The 16429-nt window shown below is 70.4% G+C and carries 20 protein-coding genes; 4 read left to right on the top strand and 16 right to left on the bottom strand.

Going from position 1 to position 16429, the window contains the following annotated elements:
- Nucleotides 1-67 precede the first annotated feature (67 nt).
- From ACIOJD_RS11995 to ACIOJD_RS11970, 6 genes are all read right to left on the bottom strand, one after another.
- Nucleotides 68-766 carry an antibiotic biosynthesis monooxygenase gene (locus ACIOJD_RS11995; RefSeq protein ID WP_401911354.1) on the bottom strand — a complete coding sequence of 233 codons (699 nt, stop codon included), beginning with the start codon at nucleotides 764-766 and terminating at the stop codon, nucleotides 68-70.
- 197 nt (nucleotides 767-963) lie between these two features.
- Nucleotides 964-1605, bottom strand: a complete 642-nt coding sequence (locus tag ACIOJD_RS11990) for an SMI1/KNR4 family protein (RefSeq protein ID WP_401911352.1) — start codon at nucleotides 1603-1605, stop codon at nucleotides 964-966.
- Between the two features lie 464 nt (nucleotides 1606-2069).
- Complete coding sequence (dapD, locus tag ACIOJD_RS11985) at nucleotides 2070-3059, bottom strand: 2,3,4,5-tetrahydropyridine-2,6-dicarboxylate N-succinyltransferase (protein ID WP_401911349.1); 990 nt, start codon at nucleotides 3057-3059, stop codon at nucleotides 2070-2072.
- Between the two features lie 187 nt (nucleotides 3060-3246).
- Nucleotides 3247-3450 carry a hypothetical protein gene (locus ACIOJD_RS11980; RefSeq protein WP_401911347.1) on the bottom strand — a complete coding sequence of 68 codons (204 nt, stop codon included), beginning with the start codon at nucleotides 3448-3450 and terminating at the stop codon, nucleotides 3247-3249.
- Between the two features lie 70 nt (nucleotides 3451-3520).
- Nucleotides 3521-4057, bottom strand: coding sequence for a TetR/AcrR family transcriptional regulator (locus tag ACIOJD_RS11975; protein WP_401911344.1), 537 nt, complete (start codon nucleotides 4055-4057; stop codon nucleotides 3521-3523).
- Entirely contained in the window at nucleotides 4057-4377 is a 321-nt protein-coding gene (locus ACIOJD_RS11970) for a DMT family transporter (RefSeq protein ID WP_401911342.1), read from the bottom strand. Before ACIOJD_RS11970 ends, ACIOJD_RS11975 begins: the two co-directional genes overlap by 1 nt.
- Nucleotides 4378-4385: 8 nt before the next feature.
- On the opposite strand from ACIOJD_RS11970, the gene ACIOJD_RS11965 reads away from it, so the two are divergent.
- Nucleotides 4386-4667, top strand: a complete 282-nt coding sequence (locus tag ACIOJD_RS11965; RefSeq protein WP_401911339.1) for a hypothetical protein — start codon at nucleotides 4386-4388, stop codon at nucleotides 4665-4667.
- A gap of 168 nt (nucleotides 4668-4835) precedes the next feature.
- Here the strand turns inward: ACIOJD_RS11965 and ACIOJD_RS11960 are convergent, their stop codons facing one another.
- The 8 genes from ACIOJD_RS11960 to ACIOJD_RS11925 all read right to left on the bottom strand — a co-directional run bounded on the left by ACIOJD_RS11960 (nucleotide 4836) and on the right by ACIOJD_RS11925 (nucleotide 11527).
- The gene (locus ACIOJD_RS11960; RefSeq protein ID WP_401885923.1) at nucleotides 4836-5174 is read right to left on the bottom strand and encodes a metal-sulfur cluster assembly factor; all 339 of its coding nucleotides are present in this window, start codon (nucleotides 5172-5174) and stop codon (nucleotides 4836-4838) included.
- On the bottom strand, nucleotides 5171-5650 hold the full coding sequence (gene sufU, locus ACIOJD_RS11955) for a Fe-S cluster assembly sulfur transfer protein SufU (protein WP_401911336.1): 480 nt from the start codon (nucleotides 5648-5650) through the stop codon (nucleotides 5171-5173). The genes ACIOJD_RS11960 and sufU overlap by 4 nt, the downstream gene beginning before the upstream one ends.
- Nucleotides 5651-5680: 30 nt before the next feature.
- Nucleotides 5681-6952, bottom strand: coding sequence for a cysteine desulfurase (locus ACIOJD_RS11950; RefSeq protein ID WP_401911333.1), 1272 nt, complete (start codon nucleotides 6950-6952; stop codon nucleotides 5681-5683).
- Nucleotides 6949-7740 carry a Fe-S cluster assembly ATPase SufC gene (gene sufC, locus ACIOJD_RS11945; RefSeq protein WP_401885915.1) on the bottom strand — a complete coding sequence of 264 codons (792 nt, stop codon included), beginning with the start codon at nucleotides 7738-7740 and terminating at the stop codon, nucleotides 6949-6951. Before sufC ends, ACIOJD_RS11950 begins: the two co-directional genes overlap by 4 nt.
- Before the next feature lie 7 nt (nucleotides 7741-7747).
- Complete coding sequence (locus ACIOJD_RS11940; protein ID WP_401911330.1) at nucleotides 7748-8077, bottom strand: non-heme iron oxygenase ferredoxin subunit; 330 nt, start codon at nucleotides 8075-8077, stop codon at nucleotides 7748-7750.
- Entirely contained in the window at nucleotides 8074-9255 is a 1182-nt protein-coding gene (gene sufD / locus ACIOJD_RS11935; RefSeq protein WP_401911327.1) for a Fe-S cluster assembly protein SufD, read from the bottom strand. The genes ACIOJD_RS11940 and sufD overlap by 4 nt, the downstream gene beginning before the upstream one ends.
- A gap of 110 nt (nucleotides 9256-9365) precedes the next feature.
- On the bottom strand, nucleotides 9366-10787 hold the full coding sequence (sufB, locus tag ACIOJD_RS11930) for a Fe-S cluster assembly protein SufB (RefSeq protein WP_401911325.1): 1422 nt from the start codon (nucleotides 10785-10787) through the stop codon (nucleotides 9366-9368).
- The gene (locus ACIOJD_RS11925) at nucleotides 10784-11527 is read right to left on the bottom strand and encodes a helix-turn-helix transcriptional regulator (RefSeq protein WP_401911323.1); all 744 of its coding nucleotides are present in this window, start codon (nucleotides 11525-11527) and stop codon (nucleotides 10784-10786) included. Before ACIOJD_RS11925 ends, sufB begins: the two co-directional genes overlap by 4 nt.
- 288 nt (nucleotides 11528-11815) lie before the next feature.
- Between ACIOJD_RS11925 and ACIOJD_RS11920 the strand changes: the two genes are divergently transcribed.
- The 3 genes from ACIOJD_RS11920 to ACIOJD_RS11910 all read left to right on the top strand — a co-directional run bounded on the left by ACIOJD_RS11920 (nucleotide 11816) and on the right by ACIOJD_RS11910 (nucleotide 14659).
- Nucleotides 11816-12799, top strand: a complete 984-nt coding sequence (locus tag ACIOJD_RS11920) for an ABC transporter ATP-binding protein (RefSeq protein ID WP_401911320.1) — start codon at nucleotides 11816-11818, stop codon at nucleotides 12797-12799.
- Nucleotides 12796-13614, top strand: a complete 819-nt coding sequence (locus ACIOJD_RS11915; RefSeq protein WP_401911318.1) for an ABC transporter permease — start codon at nucleotides 12796-12798, stop codon at nucleotides 13612-13614. Before ACIOJD_RS11920 ends, ACIOJD_RS11915 begins: the two co-directional genes overlap by 4 nt.
- Before the next feature lie 64 nt (nucleotides 13615-13678).
- Nucleotides 13679-14659: a heme A synthase gene (locus ACIOJD_RS11910; protein WP_401911315.1), complete on the top strand. Its 981-nt coding sequence runs from the start codon at nucleotides 13679-13681 to the stop codon at nucleotides 14657-14659.
- Here ACIOJD_RS11910 and ACIOJD_RS11905 read toward each other — a convergent pair.
- Both ACIOJD_RS11905 and ACIOJD_RS11900 read right to left on the bottom strand, forming a co-directional pair.
- Nucleotides 14648-15796, bottom strand: coding sequence for an amidohydrolase family protein (locus tag ACIOJD_RS11905; protein WP_401911312.1), 1149 nt, complete (start codon nucleotides 15794-15796; stop codon nucleotides 14648-14650). The genes ACIOJD_RS11910 and ACIOJD_RS11905 overlap by 12 nt on opposite strands.
- 138 nt (nucleotides 15797-15934) lie before the next feature.
- A complete protein-coding gene (locus ACIOJD_RS11900; RefSeq protein WP_401911309.1) occupies nucleotides 15935-16300 on the bottom strand; it encodes a hypothetical protein in 366 nt (121 codons plus the stop codon).
- Nucleotides 16301-16429: the final 129 nt, after the last annotated feature.

The raw sequence follows: 16429 nt of genomic DNA, 5'->3' as shown, positions 1-16429 counted from the left end.
TCCACAACACCTCAGCGGCCTCTGCGCATCGGCCGCGCCTGCGGAACGCGTCCGCCGGATGCCCCTCTCACCCGGCGCCGAGGCTGATCGCCGGGGTGTACCGCTTCACCGTGCTGCCCTTCAGCCCCGGGTAGCCCTGCACCCGCTTCCAGTCGTCGGTGAGCGAACCGACCCCGTCCCCAGGCGCGTCGAGCGCGGCGACATGCGCCTGCTCGCTCGCCCACTCCGCGTAGTTGAGCACCCGCGTCGCGTCCGTGCTGATGTGGAAGTGCGCCGAGAGTCCGCCTTCGGGCGTGGCCGGGTCGCTGCCGAGGGCGGCGAAGACGGCGTCGACCCAGCGCTTCTGAAGCCCGGAGTCGGGGCCGTCGAACTCGACGTCCACGATCACGACACAGCCGGGCACCACACTCCCGCTCCCGGCCCCGCTGCGGTACAGCTCGTACGAGCGCGGTCCGGCGCGCTCGATCCCCGGTACGGCCGCGTCGATCTCCGCGTTGCGCTCGTCCCGGAAGGTGCGGACGAACTCCTGGTGCGCCTCCACGTCGCTCCACTGCGAGTAGTGGAGCAGAGTGTCCCCGTCATTGCCGGTGAGGACGCTGTACGAGAGCAGGCCGACGTCCGGCCACTCCCGGCTTCGCCAGGCCGCGGCGATGGCCTCGACGGCGGCGCGCTGCCGCTCGGGCGTGCCGACGCGCCAGGTACTGGCCATGACGACACCCACGCCGGGGCGGGTGATCTCGGGCAGGTCGGTGATCCGTACGGACATGGCGGTGCCTCCTCGCAGCGCACCCCCGCGGTGCGCCTCAGGACACCATCCTCAAAGATGAAGCGCGGTTGAGGTCAACAGGCCGTGGCGGCGGCCGTCGGCCCTCCCCGTCACCCCCTCATACGGTCACCCCGTCACTCCGTGGGCCCGTCACCCCGTGGGCCCGTCGTCGGTTCGGGCCGTCCCCCGGTCCCCCGTCACACGACGACGTCGAACCACGACCGCCGCGAGGCGGCCCAGTGCGCCACCCAGCCGGCGAATCCCTCGTCCGCGGTGGTGTGGCCGAAGGCCGCCCCGAACGGCGCCGCGCCCACATCGCTGATGTTCCATATGCGGCCCCGGTGCGGACCGGTGACCACCAGATGCCAGTACATTCCGCAGCCGTCCGTCCCCAGCACCACACTCCCGTAGTTGGAGACCGCGTCGATGAGCGGCTCTATCTCCTCGTACGGCCGGGGATCGTCCTCCCACACCCACGCCTCGGTGAGCGGGAACGGCTCGGACAGCACCCGCTGCGTCTGGTCGCAGCCCCAGTCGGCGGGCAGCGCGGCCACCGGTATCAGCCCGTCGATGTCGGCGGGCCCGTCACTGCATCCGTCACAGATCTCGGCGACCAGCGTGCGGTACGGCTCGGGCAGGACGATGCCCTGCGCGCGCTCGAAGGCGCGGACCGCGTCCCAGCCCAGCGGCGGCAGGCAGTGTTCCGCCGGAAAGGCGGCGCGCAGCGCCTCCAGCTCCGCCCGGTCGGGCTCACCCCTGTCAGGCTCACCCTGATCCGGCACACCTCGGTCGGCATCGCCCGTCCCGGCATCGCCCCGGTCGGCATTTTCGGTGTTCATGTTCGTCATGCCCTCCATGTCCTCAATTGGACCAGCCCCCACTGACAGTCCGGCCACGATTACCCCGAAACCCCCTCCAGCACGCCGTTGTTCGGGACTCCGACACCGAACGGGGGCAGATCTTTACGCTCCACCGGCGACGCCGGGGCCGTCCCTCTCTGCGGCGGTGCGCCGGCCGACACGCCTGCGAGCGGCGCGAGTTGCACCGGTGAAGCCGGGCGAAGACGGGACGTCATGGATGCATCCTGCCGCATTCCGAACGGGCAGCCGATCACTGTTCGATGCCGATATCCGGGCACCGCGCACACGTCCGGCGCGCGTCACCACGCCCCGGTGCGCAAAACGCGGCAGCCCGCCGGCCGGGAGGGCCGACGGGCTGCCGCGAACGTACGGCGAGTTCATGGCGGCCCCGGACGCGGATCGGCTACGGACCGGCCGCCGGTCGACCGCGGTTCGGGCGCGGGTCAGTTGTGGCTGTGGAGGACATCGTTGAGGCCGTCCCACACCGCGTTGTTCGGGCGGGCCTCGACCGTGCCGGTGACCGAGTTGCGGCGGAAGAGGATGTTGCTCGCCCCGGACAGCTCGCGCGCCTTGACGACCTGCCCGTCGGGCAGCGTGACGCGCGTACCGGCCGTGACGTACAGCCCCGCCTCGACCACGCACTCGTCGCCCAGCGCGATACCGATGCCCGCCTCGGCGCCGATCAGGCAGCGCTCGCCGATGACGATGCGCTCCTTGCCGCCGCCGGAGAGCGTGCCCATGGTGGACGCGCCGCCGCCGACGTCGGAACCGTCGCCGATGACGACGCCCGCGGAGATCCGGCCCTCGATCATGGAGGTGCCGAGCGTGCCCGCGTTGAAGTTGACGAAGCCCTCGTGCATCACGGTCGTACCGGCGGCGAGGTGCGCGCCGAGTCGTACGCGGTCGGCGTCGGCGATCCGTACCCCCTTGGGGGCGACGTAGTCGGTCATCCGCGGGAACTTGTCGACCGAGGTCACCTGAAGGTGCAGGCCCTCGGCGCGCGCGTTGAGCCGTACGGTCTCCAGCGCGTCCACGGCGACCGGCCCGAGCGAGGTCCAGGCGACATTGGCGAGCAGTCCGAACTGGCCGTCCAGGTTCTGGCCGTGGGGCGCGACCAGGCGGTGGCTGAGGAGGTGCAGACGCAGGTACACGTCGTGCGCGTCCAGCGGCTTGTCGTCGAGCGAGGCGATGACGGTACGGACGGCGACGACCTCGACCCCGCGACGCGCGTCGGGCCCGATGGCCTTGGCCGCGCCCTCCCCGAGCAGTTCCACGGCACGCTCGGCGGTCAGCCGCTCGGTGCCGGCCGGTCCGGGCTCGGCCGAGAGCTCGGGCGCGGGGAACCAGGTGTCGAGGACGGTGCCGTCCTCGGTGAGGGTGGCGAGGCCGGCGGCGACGGCGCCGGTGGTACGGGGGGAAGTCGTGTCGGTCATGCCCAAAACTTAACGGGCCGGACAGCGCCGGGGCGAACCGGTCTCAGGTGACGGGCGACGCGCCGGACACGCGCCCCACCGGCCGCGCGTCCGGCACCCACGCGCGTCCGGCCCTGACACGGGCCCATCACCGGCGCACGTCCATCACACTCCGGCCCGCCCCTCGCTCGTAGGCAACCGCCCGCGCTCAGCTCAGTCTGTTGCTCTCGGAGCCGCCCACCCCGTGATCGACGTCGTCCTCCGCGCGCGGCAACGGGCCGTGCCCCTCGGAGTGGTGGTTGACCCAGCCGCAGACGCCACAGCTGTAGCGGCCGTCCAGCCCGGCGATCAGCGTTCCGCACTGCCTGCACTCGGCGTAGGTGATCTCGGGCCCCAGGGGTGGGATGTTCATCGGCACAATCTACCGCCGCGCGCCGGGCGGCCGGGAAGCGGCCGACGAACAGCCGGCACCCGCGGAACCCTCACGGAATCAGCCGCGCCAGCATCACGCGCGCGTAGTCGACGTCGTACGGCGTATCGGTCAGGAGCACCTGGAGACATATCCCGTCCAGCAGCGCGAGCAGCGCCCGCGCGGTGACGGGGTCGGTGTGCGGCGCGAGGAGTTCGGCGATCCCCGCGCACCACTCCCCCGCGACCGGGCGCAGCGCGGGCCGCCGCAGGGCCGCCAGATACAGCTCGTATTCCAGCTCGACGCCCGTACGGTCCTTGGCGAGCCACTCCCCCGTGAGCCGGGCCAGCTCACCGGCCACATCGCACTCCGGATCGTCGAAGACCCCACTCGCCCGTACCGCCACCGCGAACCCCTCGTTGGCCTGCCGCAACGCGGCGACCAGCAGTTCGTCCAGGGAGGCGAAGTGGTACGTGGTCGAGCCGAGCGGCACATCGGCCTCGGCGGCGACCGTACGGTGACTCAGCCCCGCGATACCGCCCCGGCCCACCACCCGGATCGCGGCGTCGATGATCCGCTGGCGCCGTTCGGGGTCGTAACGACGGCTCATCAGTGGGCCCCTCCGAGGTTGAGTACGACGACGCCCGCGACCACCAGAGCGATTCCCGCCAGTTTGACCGTACTCGCCGACTCGTTCATGAACAGAATCCCGATGAGCGCGATGGCCACTGTCCCCGCACCGGCCCAGACCGCGTACGCGGTGCCTATGGAAACGGTCTTGAGGGTCTGTGCGAGCAGCACGAAGGCGAGCACATAGCCGGTCACGGTCAGCAGCGAGGGCCACAGGCGTGTGAAGCCCTCGCTGTATTTCATGGCCGTCGTCGCGGCCACCTCCGCCACGATCGCGGCGGCCAGCAGTCCATATCCCATGCGTACGAGTGTACGCATCGATACGTACGGCTGTCCGCATCGCGGACCGTCAGAGGTTCCGGCCGAACGCGGTCACCACCTCACCGGCCGGCCGCACCGCGAGGGCGCGGGCCAGCAGAACCGTCGAGGGTCCGTGGCCGCGCCGGGAGGGCGACCGGCTCACCCTCGGCGATATCGAGGCCGGAGCCGTGATCTTCAGGCGGGGCGAGCAGCCGTCGGAGATCCGCCCCGGGCACGATGGGAGCGCCCTGCTCCGGGAGCGGCCGCGATTCGACACGACGGCGGCCTGACCGCCCGCACAGCCGTCGGCGTGCGGCGCTCAGCAGGGGACCCACCACACCGGCGTGATCAGCGTCGGGGGACACCGCCGGACCGCACACGCGAAAGGCCCCACGACCGGTCGCCGGTCATGGGGCCTTCGGGAACGCCAGCGGGACGGCGCCAGTGCGATGGAACGCTCAGACGTTGAAGCCCAGCGCCCGCAGTTGCTCGCGGCCGTCGTCCGTGATCTTGTCCGGGCCCCACGGCGGCATCCAGACCCAGTTGATCTTCAGCTCGTTGACGATCCCGTCCGTCGCCGCCTTCGCCTGGTCCTCGATCACATCGGTCAGCGGACAGGCCGCCGACGTCAGGGTCATGTCCAAGGTGGCGATGTTCGAGTCGTCGATGTGGATGCCGTAGATCAGGCCCAGGTTCACGACATCGATACCCAGCTCAGGGTCGACGACGTCGTACAGAGCCTCACGGACCTCCTCCTCGGAGGCCGGCTTCATCGTCACGGTCTCGTTCTCGCTCATGCCGTCTCCTTCGTCGCGCTGTCGCCCCGCGCGTCGTCACCCAGGGCCTGGGCCGTCGCGTCCTTCCACGCCATCCAGCTGAGCAGGGCGCACTTGACCCGGGCGGGGTACTTCGAGACGCCGGCGAACGCGATCGCGTCCTCCAGCACCTCTTCCATCGTGTCATCCGGCTCGAGCTGGCCCTTGGACTGCATCAGCTCCAGGAAGGCGTCCTGGATCCGCCGGGCCTCGGCCAGCTCCTTGCCGACCAGGAGTTCGTTCAGCACGGACGCGCTGGCCTGGCTGATCGAGCAGCCCTGGCCCTCGTACGAGACATCCGCGATCCGCGAACCCTCGTACCGCACACGCAGTGTGATCTCGTCACCACACGTCGGATTGACGTGGTGCACCTCGGCGTCGCCGTCCCTCAGACCGCGCCCGTGCGGGTGCTTGTAGTGGTCCAGGATGACGTCCTGATACATCGAATCCAGCTTCACGGACAGCCCCTCACGTCAGCCTCTCAAGTCTCATCCGAAGAAGTTACGGACGTGCTCCAGCCCCTCGGCCAGTGCGTCGACCTCAGCCGGAGTGGAGTACAGATAGAAGGACGCTCGCGTGGTCGCGGGAATTCCGTACCGCAGGCAGACCGGCCGGGCGCAGTGGTGGCCCACCCGGACGGCGATGCCCTGCTCGTCCAGCACCTGACCCACGTCGTGCGGGTGGATGTCGCCCAGCGTGAAGGAGATCGTGGCGCCACGGTCCTCGGCCGTCTCCGGACCGATGATCCGCAGGTCGGGGACCTCCAGCAGGCGCTTCACCGCGTACTCGGTGATCACATGCTCATGCGCGGCGATCTTGTCCATGCCGATCGCGGAGAGGTAGTCCACGGCCGCGCCGAGGCCGACGGCCTGGGCGATCGGGGGCGTCCCCGCCTCGAACTTGTGCGGCGCCGGAGCGTACGTCGACGAGTGCATCGACACGGTCTCGATCATCTCGCCGCCGCCCAGGAACGGCGGAAGGTCCTCCAGCAGCTCCTGCCGGCCCCAGAGCACACCGATGCCCGTCGGGCCGACCATCTTGTGGCCGGTGAAGGCCACGAAGTCGGCCTGGAGCGCCTGTACGTCGAGCACCTGGTGCGGCGCGGCCTGCGAGGCGTCGATGCAGACCAGCGCACCGACCTCCTGCGCGCGGCGGACGATCGTCTCGACCGGGTTCTGCGTGCCCAGGATGTTGGAGACCAGCACAAAGGAGACGATCTTCGTCTTCTCGGTGATGATCTCGTCGATGTTGGACAGGTCGAGGCGGCCCTCGTCGGTGATGCCGAACCACTTCAGCTTCGCGCCCGTGCGCTGCGCGAGCAGCTGCCACGGCACGATGTTGGAGTGGTGCTCCATCTCCGTTATGACGATCTCGGTCTCGTGGTCCACCCGGTAGGGTTCGTCGGCCCAGCCGAGCATGTTGGCCACGAGGTTGAGCGACTCGGAGGCGTTCTTGGTGAAGATCACCTCGTCGCGGCTCGGCGCGTTGATGAAGGCGGCGACCTTGTCGCGGGCACCCTCGTACAGCGCCGTGGCCTCCTCGGCGATCGTGTACACGCCGCGGTGCACGTTCGCGTTGTGCCGCTCGTAGTACTCGTTGAGCGCGTCGAGCACCTGGCGCGGCTTCTGCGAGGTCGCGGCGGAATCCAGGTACACGAGCTTCTTGTCATGGATCACCCGGTCGAGGATGGGGAAATCCTTGCGGATCGCCTCGTCGAGCAGCTGATCCGACGGGGTGAGAAGGCCCGGCAGCTGTGTCACGCGACGTCCTCCTTTGAGTTCACTCCGCTCACGGGGCCACCCTTCACGTATGCCTCGTAGCCCTCGTTCTCCAGCTTGTCGGCCAGCTCCGCGCCGCCGGACTCGGCGATGCGGCCCTGCGCGAAGACGTGCACGAAGTCGGGCTTGATGTAGCGGAGGATCCGCGTGTAGTGCGTGATCAGCAGGGTGCCGACCTCGCCGGACTCGCGGACGCGGTTGACGCCCTCGGAGACGACCCGCAGCGCGTCCACGTCGAGACCGGAGTCGGTCTCGTCGAGCACCGCGATCCTGGGCTTGAGCAGTTCGAGCTGAAGGATCTCGTGGCGCTTCTTCTCGCCGCCGGAGAAGCCCTCGTTCAGGTTGCGCTCGGCGAAGGCGGGGTCCATCTGGAGACGCTCCATGGTCTCCCGGACCTCCTTCACCCAGGTGCGCAGCTTGGGGGCCTCACCGCGCACGGCGGTGGCCGAGGTGCGCAGGAAGTTGGAGACGGAGACGCCGGGGACCTCGACGGGGTACTGCATCGCGAGGAAGAGACCGGCGCGGGCGCGCTCGTCGACGGTCATCTCCAGGACGTCCTCGCCGTCCAGGGTCACGGTGCCACCGGTGATCGTGTACTTGGGGTGGCCCGCGAGGGAGTAGGCGAGGGTCGACTTGCCGGAGCCGTTGGGGCCCATGATGGCGTGCGTCTCGCCCTGCTTGACGGTCAGGTCGACGCCCTTGAGGATCTCGCGGGGGCCGTTCTCGGCCTCGACGGAGACGTGCAGGTCGTGGATTTCAAGCGTTGCCATGGGTGACTCAGGACTCCTGGGTGACGGAGACGAGCACATCGTCCCCTTCGATCTTGACGGGGTATACGGGGACGGGGCGCGTCGCGGGAAGGCCGGACGGCTTGCCGGTACGGAGGTCGAAGCTGGAGCCGTGCAACCAGCATTCGATCATGCAGTCCTCCACCTCGCCCTCCGACAGCGACACATTCGCGTGCGAGCAGATGTCGTTGATCGCGAACACCTCGCCCTCGGTACGGACGAGGGAGACCGGAATGCCGTCGAGCTCCACCCGTTTCGGGGTGTCGTCCTCCAGCTCTCCCAGTCCACAGGCGCGGACGAAGGTCGCCGGCCCACTCATGACACTGTCTCCAGCTCCGCCTCGATCTTGGCGAGCAGGCGCTGCTCGACGTCGGGCAGTCCGATCTGCTGGACCAGCTCGGCGAAGAAGCCGCGGACCACCAGACGGCGGGCCTCGGTCTCCGGGATACCGCGGGCCATCAGGTAGAAGAGCTGCTCGTCGTCGAAGCGGCCGGTGGCCGAGGCGTGACCGGCACCGGCGATCTCACCGGTCTCGATCTCCAGGTTCGGCACGGAGTCGACCCGCGCGCCGTCCGTGAGGACGAGGTTGCGGTTCATCTCGTAGGTGTCGGTGCCCTCGGCCGAAGCCCGGATCACGACGTCACCGATCCATACGGCGTGTGCGTCGTCGCCCTGGAGCGCGCCCTTGTACACGGCGTTGGACTTGCAGTGCGGGGCATTGTGGTCGACCAGGAGGCGGTGCTCCTGGTGCTGGCCCTTGTCGGTGAAGTAGAGGCCGAACAGCTCGGCCTCGCCACCGGGGCCCGCGTACCGCACGCGCGGGTGCAGCCGTACGACATCGCCGCCGAAGGTGACGACGACCGACTTGAACGAGGCGTCGCGGCCGACCAGCGCGTTGTGCTGGGCGACGTGGACGGCCTTGTCGTCCCAGTCCTGGACGGAGACGACGGTCAGCTTGGCGCCGTCCCCGATCAGGTAGTCGACATTGGCCGCGAGCACCGCGTCGCCGGCGTGGTCGATGACCACGACCGCCTCGGCGAAGGCCCCGAGCTCCACGATCTGGTGGCCGTAGGCGGTCCCGCCCTGGCCCTGGACGGTGATCCGGATCGGCTCGCTCAGCACGGTCTCCTTGGGCACCGAGACGACCGAGGCCTTCTCGAACGAGGAGAACGCCTGGGCGGCGACCCGGTCCACCGGCGTACCGGCCTTGCCGATCCGGGCGTCGTCGCGGCCGACGGTCTCGACGGTGACGCCCTCGGGGGCCGTCACCTCGACCGTGACGCCGCCGTCCGCCGCGACGGCGGTGCCGTCGTGCAGACCGCGCAGCCGCTCCAGCGGCGTGAACCTCCACTCCTCCTCACGACCGTGCGGGACGGGGAAGTCCGCGACGTCGAAGGAGGGGGGCGCGCTCATGCGCGTGGCGACGGTCGACTCGGCGGCCACCGCGATCGAACCGGCGGTGGTGGAACCCACCGGAATGTTCTGAGCCTCAGCCATGGCTGTCGTCGTGCTCTCTCTCTGCCTCTGCGTAAGAAATCGGTCGCTGCCCGGGGGAAGGCGCGTCGGGACGGGACGGGCCCGTGCTGGTGCCGGTCGCGGCACCGGCACTAGCCGACGGAGCCTTCCATCTGCAGCTCGATCAGCCGGTTGAGCTCCAGCGCGTACTCCATGGGCAGCTCCTTGGCGATCGGCTCGACGAAGCCGCGCACGATCATCGCCATCGCCTCGAACTCGGTCAGACCGCGGCTCATCAGGTAGAAGAGCTGGTCCTCGGAGACCTTGGAGACGGTCGCCTCGTGGCCCATGGACACGTCGTCCTCGCGGACGTCCACGTACGGGTAGGTGTCGGACCGCGAGATGGTGTCCACCAGCAGCGCGTCACAGAGCACATTGGACTTGGAGCCCTCGGCGCCCTCGCCGATCTCGATCAGACCGCGGTACGAGGTACGGCCGCCACCGCGCGCCACCGACTTGGAGACGATGTTCGACGAGGTGTGCGGGGCCATGTGGACCATCTTGGCGCCGGCGTCCTGGTGCTGGCCCTCGCCCGCGAAGGCGATGGACAGGGTCTCGCCCTTGGCGTGCTCGCCCATCAGGTAGACGGCCGGGTACTTCATGGTGACCTTGGAGCCGATGTTGCCGTCGACCCATTCCATGGTCGCGCCCTCGTAGGCCACGGCACGCTTGGTGACCAGGTTGTAGACGTTGTTCGACCAGTTCTGGATGGTCGTGTAGCGGCAGCGCCCGCCCTTCTTGACGATGATCTCGACCACGGCGCTGTGCAGCGAGTCCGAGGTGTAGATCGGGGCGGTGCAGCCCTCGACGTAGTGGACGTAGGCGTCCTCGTCGACGATGATCAGCGTCCGCTCGAACTGGCCCATGTTCTCCGTGTTGATACGGAAGTAGGCCTGGAGCGGGATGTCGACGTGCACGCCCTTCGGCACGTAGATGAACGATCCGCCGGACCACACGGCCGTGTTCAGCGACGCGAACTTGTTGTCGCCGACCGGGATGACGGTGCCGAAGTACTCCTGGAAGAGCTCCGGGTGCTCCTTGAGCGCGGTGTCGGTGTCCAGGAAGATGACGCCCTGCTCCTCCAGGTCCTCACGGATCTGGTGGTAGACGACCTCGGACTCGTACTGGGCGGCGACACCGGCGACCAGGCGCTGCTTCTCCGCCTCCGGGATACCGAGCTTGTCGTACGTGTTCTTGATGTCCTCCGGCAGGTCCTCCCAGGAAGCGGCCTGCTTCTCGGTGGACCGGACGAAGTACTTGATGTTGTCGAAGTCGATGCCCGACAGGTCCGAGCCCCAGCTCGGCATGGGCTTCTTGTCGAACAGCCGCAGGCCCTTGAGCCGCAGCTTCAGCATCCACTCCGGCTCGTTCTTCTTCTCCGAGATGTCACGGACGACAGCGTCGGAGAGGCCTCGCTTGGCAGCGGCGCCGGCGGCGTCGGAGTCGGCCCAGCCGAATTCGTACGTACCCAGGCCCTCGAGTTCGGGGTGGGCAGTCTCTGTGGGGAGCGTCATGCGGGGTTCCTCCCGGCTGTGCTTTCAGATGCGTGATGAGTGGTCTGTGAGGTGGCGCGGGGAATGAAGGTCGTGCAGACCCCGTCGCCGTGAGCGATGGTGGCCAGACGCTGCACATGCGTTCCGAGCAGCTGGGAGAAGACCTCGGTCTCCGCCTCGCACAGCTGGGGGAACTGTTCCGCCACGTGCGCGACCGGGCAGTGGTGCTGGCAGAGCTGCTCGCCCTGCCGGTTCGGCGCGCTACGAGCCGTAGCAGCGTACCCGTCGGTGCTCAGCGCCTTGGCGAGTGCCTGGGTACGGCCGCCGGGCTCCGCGGACTCGATCGCTTCGCGGTAGGCCCCGGCCTGGGCGGCGAGCCGCGCGCGGGCGAAGGCGGTCACGGCCGCCTCGCCCGGTTCACCGTCGCCGGCCGTCCGCGCGATCCAGCGCAGGGCGTCGGCGGCGAGCTGATCGTAGGACTGGTCGAAGGCGTCCCGGCCGCAGTCGGTCAGGGCGAACACCTTGGCGGGCCGGCCGCGTCCGCGCGAGCCGTACACCCGCTGCTCACGGGGCTCCACCACGGAGTCGGCGACCAGTGCGTCGAGATGGCGGCGGACGGCCGCCTGGGTGAGTCCGAGGCGGCCCGCCAGTTCGGAAACGGTGGACGGACCATGGTCCAGGACGGAGCGCGCGACCCGGTTGCGAGTGGAGTGCTCACCGGTCGCGAGTTCCTCCTGAGGAGCCTCGCCAACGTATTTCACAACGCCATTGTTGCGTAATTCCTTCGGCCGTGACAACCACGGTCCGCAGCCACCAGTGGTGCGCTTCATCACTTAGGGTTACCTAAGAAAGGGCGTTCGTGCAGCGTAGGAGCCCCGCGCGCGGCGCACGGGAGCCGCCCTTCCGGTGCTCGCGCGCCCCTTTTCCGGGCGTGCGGGTCGCACGCGGCAGGACACGCGCGGGACACGCGAGCGGCCCGCCCGGGGAGGCGAGCGGCCCGCCCGGCCCCGCGGCCCTGAGGGGCCTCGCCCGTGCCTAGACTTCCCGGCATGTACAGCGACATCGCGGGTGCCCCCCTGCCCGAAAGCGGGTCCGCCGCGGGCCGCAGCTCCGGAGAACCGGTCGTCGAGGTCCGCGGCCTGGTCAAACGGTACGGGACGAAGACCGCGGTGGACGGCCTGGACCTGGTGGTACGGGCCGGTACGGTCACCGCCGTCCTCGGCCCCAACGGGGCCGGCAAGACGACCACCGTCGAGACCTGCGAGGGCTACCGCACACCCGACGCCGGCACCGTGCGCGTGCTCGGCCTCGATCCCGTCGCCGACGCGGCCCGGCTCCGCCCGCGCATCGGCGTGATGCTCCAGTCCGGCGGCGTGTACTCCGGCGCGCGCGCCGGCGAGATGCTGCGCCACATGGCCCGGCTGCACGCGAACCCGCTCGACGTGGACGCGCTGACGGAACGGCTCGGCCTCGGCGGCTGCGGCCGTACGACCTACCGGCGGCTCTCCGGCGGGCAGCAGCAGCGGCTCGCGCTGGCCCTGGCCGTCGTCGGCCGCCCCGAGCTGGTCTTCCTGGACGAGCCCACCGCCGGGCTCGACCCGCAGGCCCGCCGCTCCACCTGGGAACTGGTCCGCGAACTGCGCGCCGACGGCGTCGGCGTGGTGCTGACCACGCACTTCATGGACGAGGCCGAGACGCTGGCCGACGATGTCGTGATCATCGACGCCGGCCGGGTCATCGCCCAGGGCAGCCCCGACGACCTGTGTCACGGGGGCGCGGAGAACACCCTGCGCTTCACCGGACGCCCCGGGCTCGACCTCGGCTCCCTGCTGAAGGCGCTGCCCGACGGCACGGAGGCGGCCGAACCGGCACCCGGGGTGTACCGGGTCACCGGCACGGTCGACCCGCAGCTGCTGGCCACGGTGGCCTCCTGGTGCGCCCAGCACGGAGTGATGCCGGACCGGATCGCCGTGGAGCGGCACACGCTGGAGGACGTCTTCCTCGAACTGACCGGCAAGGAGCTGCGTTCATGAGCACCGGTACGAGCACCGGCGGCACCCGTGACACCCCCTCGGGCGGCACGCGCGCCGGTACGTACGCCCCGGCGCCCGGCGGCGCCCCGCTGCTCCGGATGATCGGGGCGCAAACGGCGTTCGAGACGAAGCTGCTGTTGCGCAACGGCGAGCAGCTGCTGCTGACCGTGATCATCCCGTCCCTGCTGCTGGCGCTGTTCTCGACGGTCGACGTCGTCGGCACGGGCACGGACAAGGCGGTGGACTTCCTCGCCCCCGGCGTCCTCGCGCTGGCCGTGATGTCCACGGCGTTCACCGGCCAGGCCATCGCCACCGGCTTCGAGCGGCGGTACGGAGTGCTCAAGCGGCTCGCCGTCTCACCGCTGCCGCGCTGGGCCCTGATGACCGCGAAGACGCTCTCCGTCCTGGTCACCGAGGTGCTCCAGATCGTGCTGCTGACGGTGATCGCCTTCGCGCTGGGCTGGTCCCCCCAGGGCAACCCGCTCGCGGTACTGCCGCTGCTCGTGCTCGGCACCGCGGCCTTCTCCGGTCTCGGCCTGCTGATGGCGGGCACCCTGCGCGCCGAGGCCACCCTGGCCGCCGCCAACCTGGTCTTCCTGCTGCTCCTGGTGGGCGGCGGGGTGATCGTGCCGCTGGACAAGTTCCCCGACGCTGCCCGGTCGGTGCTCGGACTGCTGCCGATCTCGGCTCTCTCCGACGGGCTGCGGGAGATCCTCCAGCACGGCGCCTCGATGCCATGGGGCGACCTCGGAATCCTCGCCGTCTGGGCCGCGCTCGGACTCGGCGCCGCGGGCGCCCTCTTCCGCTGGGAGTAAGCCCGTTCCGCGAGGACGCGGCACACGCACCCCTCGTGAAAAGCTGCACAAGCTCCGTCCTACGATGGTTGCCGTGCAGACCCCCCTCGCATATATCGCCCAACGCTGGACACCGTCACCCCGCACGCTCCGGCGCGCCGCGCTCAGCGCCGTCCTGATGACCGTAGTGATCATCGTGACCGGCGGCGCGGTACGGCTGAGCAGTTCCGGCCTCGGCTGCGACACCTGGCCCAAGTGCACGGACGACAGCCTCTTCACCACACCCGAGCAGGGGATCCACGGGGCGATCGAGTTCGGCAACCGGATGCTGACGTACGTGCTGAGCGCGGCCGTCGGCTGGGCGATCATCGCGGCGCGCTCGAGCAAGCCATGGCGGCGCGGGCTGACCCGGCTCGCCTGGTCCCAGTTCTGGATCGTGATGGGCAATGCCGTGATCGGCGGCGTCACGGTGCTGGCGGGCCTCAACCCGTGGACCGTGGCAGGGCACTTCCTCCTCGCCAATGTGCTGCTCACCGTCACCACCCTGACCTGGCTGCGGGTCGGCGAGGGCGACGGCACCCCCCGGCCGCGCGTCCCGCGCCCGGTGCGGAAGCTGTCCTGGGCGCTGGTCGGCTCCTCCGCGGTACTGATCGCGGTGGGCACGACGGTGACGGGCTCCGGCAAGCACGCGGGCGACAGCAGCGACGTGCCCCGGATGCCGTTCGACTGGGTCGACGCCGCTCATGTGCATGCCGCGTTCGCCTGGCTCGTCTGCGCGCTGGCCGTGGCGATGTGGCTGGTGCTGCGTGTGGCGGACGCGCCGGCCGACACCCGGGCGCGCGCCCGGGACCTGCTGGTGGTGCTGCTCGCCCAGGGCGCCATCGGCTACGTACAGTTCTTCACCGATGTCCCCGAAGTCCTGGTCGGTGCCCATATGTTCGGCTCCAGCCTGATGTGGATCGCCGTCCTGCGGCTGGCGGTGAGCCTGCGCGAGCGCGCGGGGACCACGGCGGACATCCCCGCGCAGTCGGAGCCGCAGTCGGACCAGGCCATGTCAGGGGTTTGACGGTCCGTCGCCCGGCAGTCCGTAGAGGCGGCGGGCGTTGTCCGCCGCGATCATCCCGGCGACGCGCCGGGCGTCCCCGAGCGACCAGGCCCCGTCGGCGACCCAGCCGCCCAGGACCCGGGCCAGTGCCTGCCGGAAGACCCGGGCGCCGACCACGTGGAGTTCGGGCAGCCCGCGCGCGCCACTGGAGAACAGCAGCTTCCCGAACGGCGCCACTTCCAGCATCTGAGCGAGTACGGCCGAGGCTCCGGCCCCCGTGTGCGTGAGGGCGGACCCCAGATCCGCGTACACATGCGGGAAGACACTCGTCAGATGCGCGGTGCGCCGGTGGTACGGAGGGGACGCCGGCAGGACGAGGGCGGTGCCGAGCCCGGCCGTGGCCGTCGCGAAACCCGTGAGCGGCAGAGGATCGGCGCGACCGGCCGTCCGGTACGCGCCGGGGGTGCCGGTGTGCAGATGCAGCGGCAGCCCCGAGGCGACCGCCGTCCAGAGCAGGTGGCACAGCAGTACGGGATCGGTGGGCGGGCTCCCGGGCCGGCGCCCCGCCAGCCAGCGTCCCGCCGCGCCGCGCACCTCTCCGGGGCCCGGCGGCTCGGGCGCCGCCGCCAGGCCGTACCCGCTCCCGCTCCCGTCGGTCGGGATGAAGGCGACGGAGCTGAAGGCGACGGCCGAGCGGGCGGCGGTGTGTACGGCCTCGGCGAAGCCCGCCAGGAAGCCGCCGACGGATCCGGAGACATCGGCGATCCGTTCCGCGAGCGGTTCGAGCCGGACGATCTCATGGGCCGCGGCCCGCCCCGCCGCGGCCAGCTCGTCGGGCCGGGTCAGGTCGCCGGGGGCTCCGGTGTCCACCAGATAGGTGGAGATCCCGGTGGAGCGCAGCAGCCGTCCGGCGACTTCGAGTGCGCCGAGTTCGCGGCGGCGGGCGAGATAGCGGGCCGGCGAGCAGTGTGGATCGAGCCCGAGCAGCGGTGGGCACCAGCGCCGTACCGCGAACCCGGTCTGGGTGTCGAAGAAGGTGGTACCCGGGGCGGACGGTCCGGCCCCCCGGCCGAGCTGGGCCTCGAAGGTGCCGAGACCCAGTTCCGTACGGAGCACACCGTGGCAGCACTGGTCCACCAAGGACGCTGCTTCGATCATCGCCGATTCCCGTCGTGGACCGTATCGCTTGCTCCTACAGTCCTAACGGGTGAGTTCAGATCCGGTGGCGCTTTTCGGGCCTCGCGTCAGGGCCTCGTGTCAGGGGCCTCGTGTCAAGGCCTCGCATCGGACCTCGCGTCAGACCTCGCGCCCGCCGAGCTGGATCCCGGCCATACGGTTCCATTCGTACGGTCCGGTGCTCACCTTGGCGGCGAACTCCCCGTCGAAGGAGTCGTGCAGTGTGAGTCCGGCCTTCTCGGCGGCGGCGCGTGCGACGGCGTGCGTGGGGGCGACCAGATCGCCCCAGCTGCCGTCCTCGCCGACGAGCACGATGCGGGTGCCGGCCTGTCCGATGTACGCGAGCTGTCCCTCGGCTCCGCCGTGCCGTCCGGCGAAGGCGCCGATCTGCTTGGCCAGCCGGGCGGCCCTGCGTTCGGCGCGCGCCGCCTGCCGGGCCAGTGCCTTGTTCTCGTCCCGCTGCTCAACCTGCTGGGTCTCTGCCATGACTGGATGCTACCGACGGGTAGAGAAACGGGCGACGGGCGGGGGGGGGGGGGGGGGGGGCCGCCCCCCCCCCCCCCACCCCACCCAAACAACACACCCCCCGCAGGGTAAACCCCCCCCCCCCCCCAC

Source organism: Streptomyces sp. NPDC088116, assembly GCF_044741745.1.
Taxonomy (GTDB): domain Bacteria; phylum Actinomycetota; class Actinomycetes; order Streptomycetales; family Streptomycetaceae; genus Streptomyces.
Note: the sequence above shows the minus strand (reverse complement) of the source record. Positions and strands in the feature narration are given on the sequence as shown.

What these genes read in the sequence shown, in the direction of transcription:
- sufB (WP_401911325.1), bottom strand. Translation starts at nt 10,787, where the DNA reads ATGACGCTCCCCACAGAGACTGCCCACCCCGAACTCGAGGGCCTGGGT.
- ACIOJD_RS11990 (WP_401911352.1), bottom strand. Translation starts at nt 1,605, where the DNA reads ATGAACACCGAAAATGCCGACCGGGGCGATGCCGGGACGGGCGATGCC.
- ACIOJD_RS11915 (WP_401911318.1), top strand. Translation starts at nt 12,796, where the DNA reads ATGAGCACCGGTACGAGCACCGGCGGCACCCGTGACACCCCCTCGGGC.
- ACIOJD_RS11905 (WP_401911312.1), bottom strand. Translation starts at nt 15,796, where the DNA reads ATGATCGAAGCAGCGTCCTTGGTGGACCAGTGCTGCCACGGTGTGCTC.
- dapD (WP_401911349.1), bottom strand. Translation starts at nt 3,059, where the DNA reads ATGACCGACACGACTTCCCCCCGTACCACCGGCGCCGTCGCCGCCGGC.
- ACIOJD_RS11920 (WP_401911320.1), top strand. Translation starts at nt 11,816, where the DNA reads ATGTACAGCGACATCGCGGGTGCCCCCCTGCCCGAAAGCGGGTCCGCC.
- ACIOJD_RS11960 (WP_401885923.1), bottom strand. Translation starts at nt 5,174, where the DNA reads ATGAGCGAGAACGAGACCGTGACGATGAAGCCGGCCTCCGAGGAGGAG.
- sufC (WP_401885915.1), bottom strand. Translation starts at nt 7,740, where the DNA reads ATGGCAACGCTTGAAATCCACGACCTGCACGTCTCCGTCGAGGCCGAG.
- ACIOJD_RS11940 (WP_401911330.1), bottom strand. Translation starts at nt 8,077, where the DNA reads ATGAGTGGGCCGGCGACCTTCGTCCGCGCCTGTGGACTGGGAGAGCTG.
- sufD (WP_401911327.1), bottom strand. Translation starts at nt 9,255, where the DNA reads ATGGCTGAGGCTCAGAACATTCCGGTGGGTTCCACCACCGCCGGTTCG.
- ACIOJD_RS11900 (WP_401911309.1), bottom strand. Translation starts at nt 16,300, where the DNA reads ATGGCAGAGACCCAGCAGGTTGAGCAGCGGGACGAGAACAAGGCACTG.
- ACIOJD_RS11910 (WP_401911315.1), top strand. Translation starts at nt 13,679, where the DNA reads ATGGTTGCCGTGCAGACCCCCCTCGCATATATCGCCCAACGCTGGACA.
- ACIOJD_RS11980 (WP_401911347.1), bottom strand. Translation starts at nt 3,450, where the DNA reads ATGAACATCCCACCCCTGGGGCCCGAGATCACCTACGCCGAGTGCAGG.
- ACIOJD_RS11970 (WP_401911342.1), bottom strand. Translation starts at nt 4,377, where the DNA reads ATGGGATATGGACTGCTGGCCGCCGCGATCGTGGCGGAGGTGGCCGCG.
- ACIOJD_RS11995 (WP_401911354.1), bottom strand. Translation starts at nt 766, where the DNA reads ATGTCCGTACGGATCACCGACCTGCCCGAGATCACCCGCCCCGGCGTG.
- ACIOJD_RS11975 (WP_401911344.1), bottom strand. Translation starts at nt 4,057, where the DNA reads ATGAGCCGTCGTTACGACCCCGAACGGCGCCAGCGGATCATCGACGCC.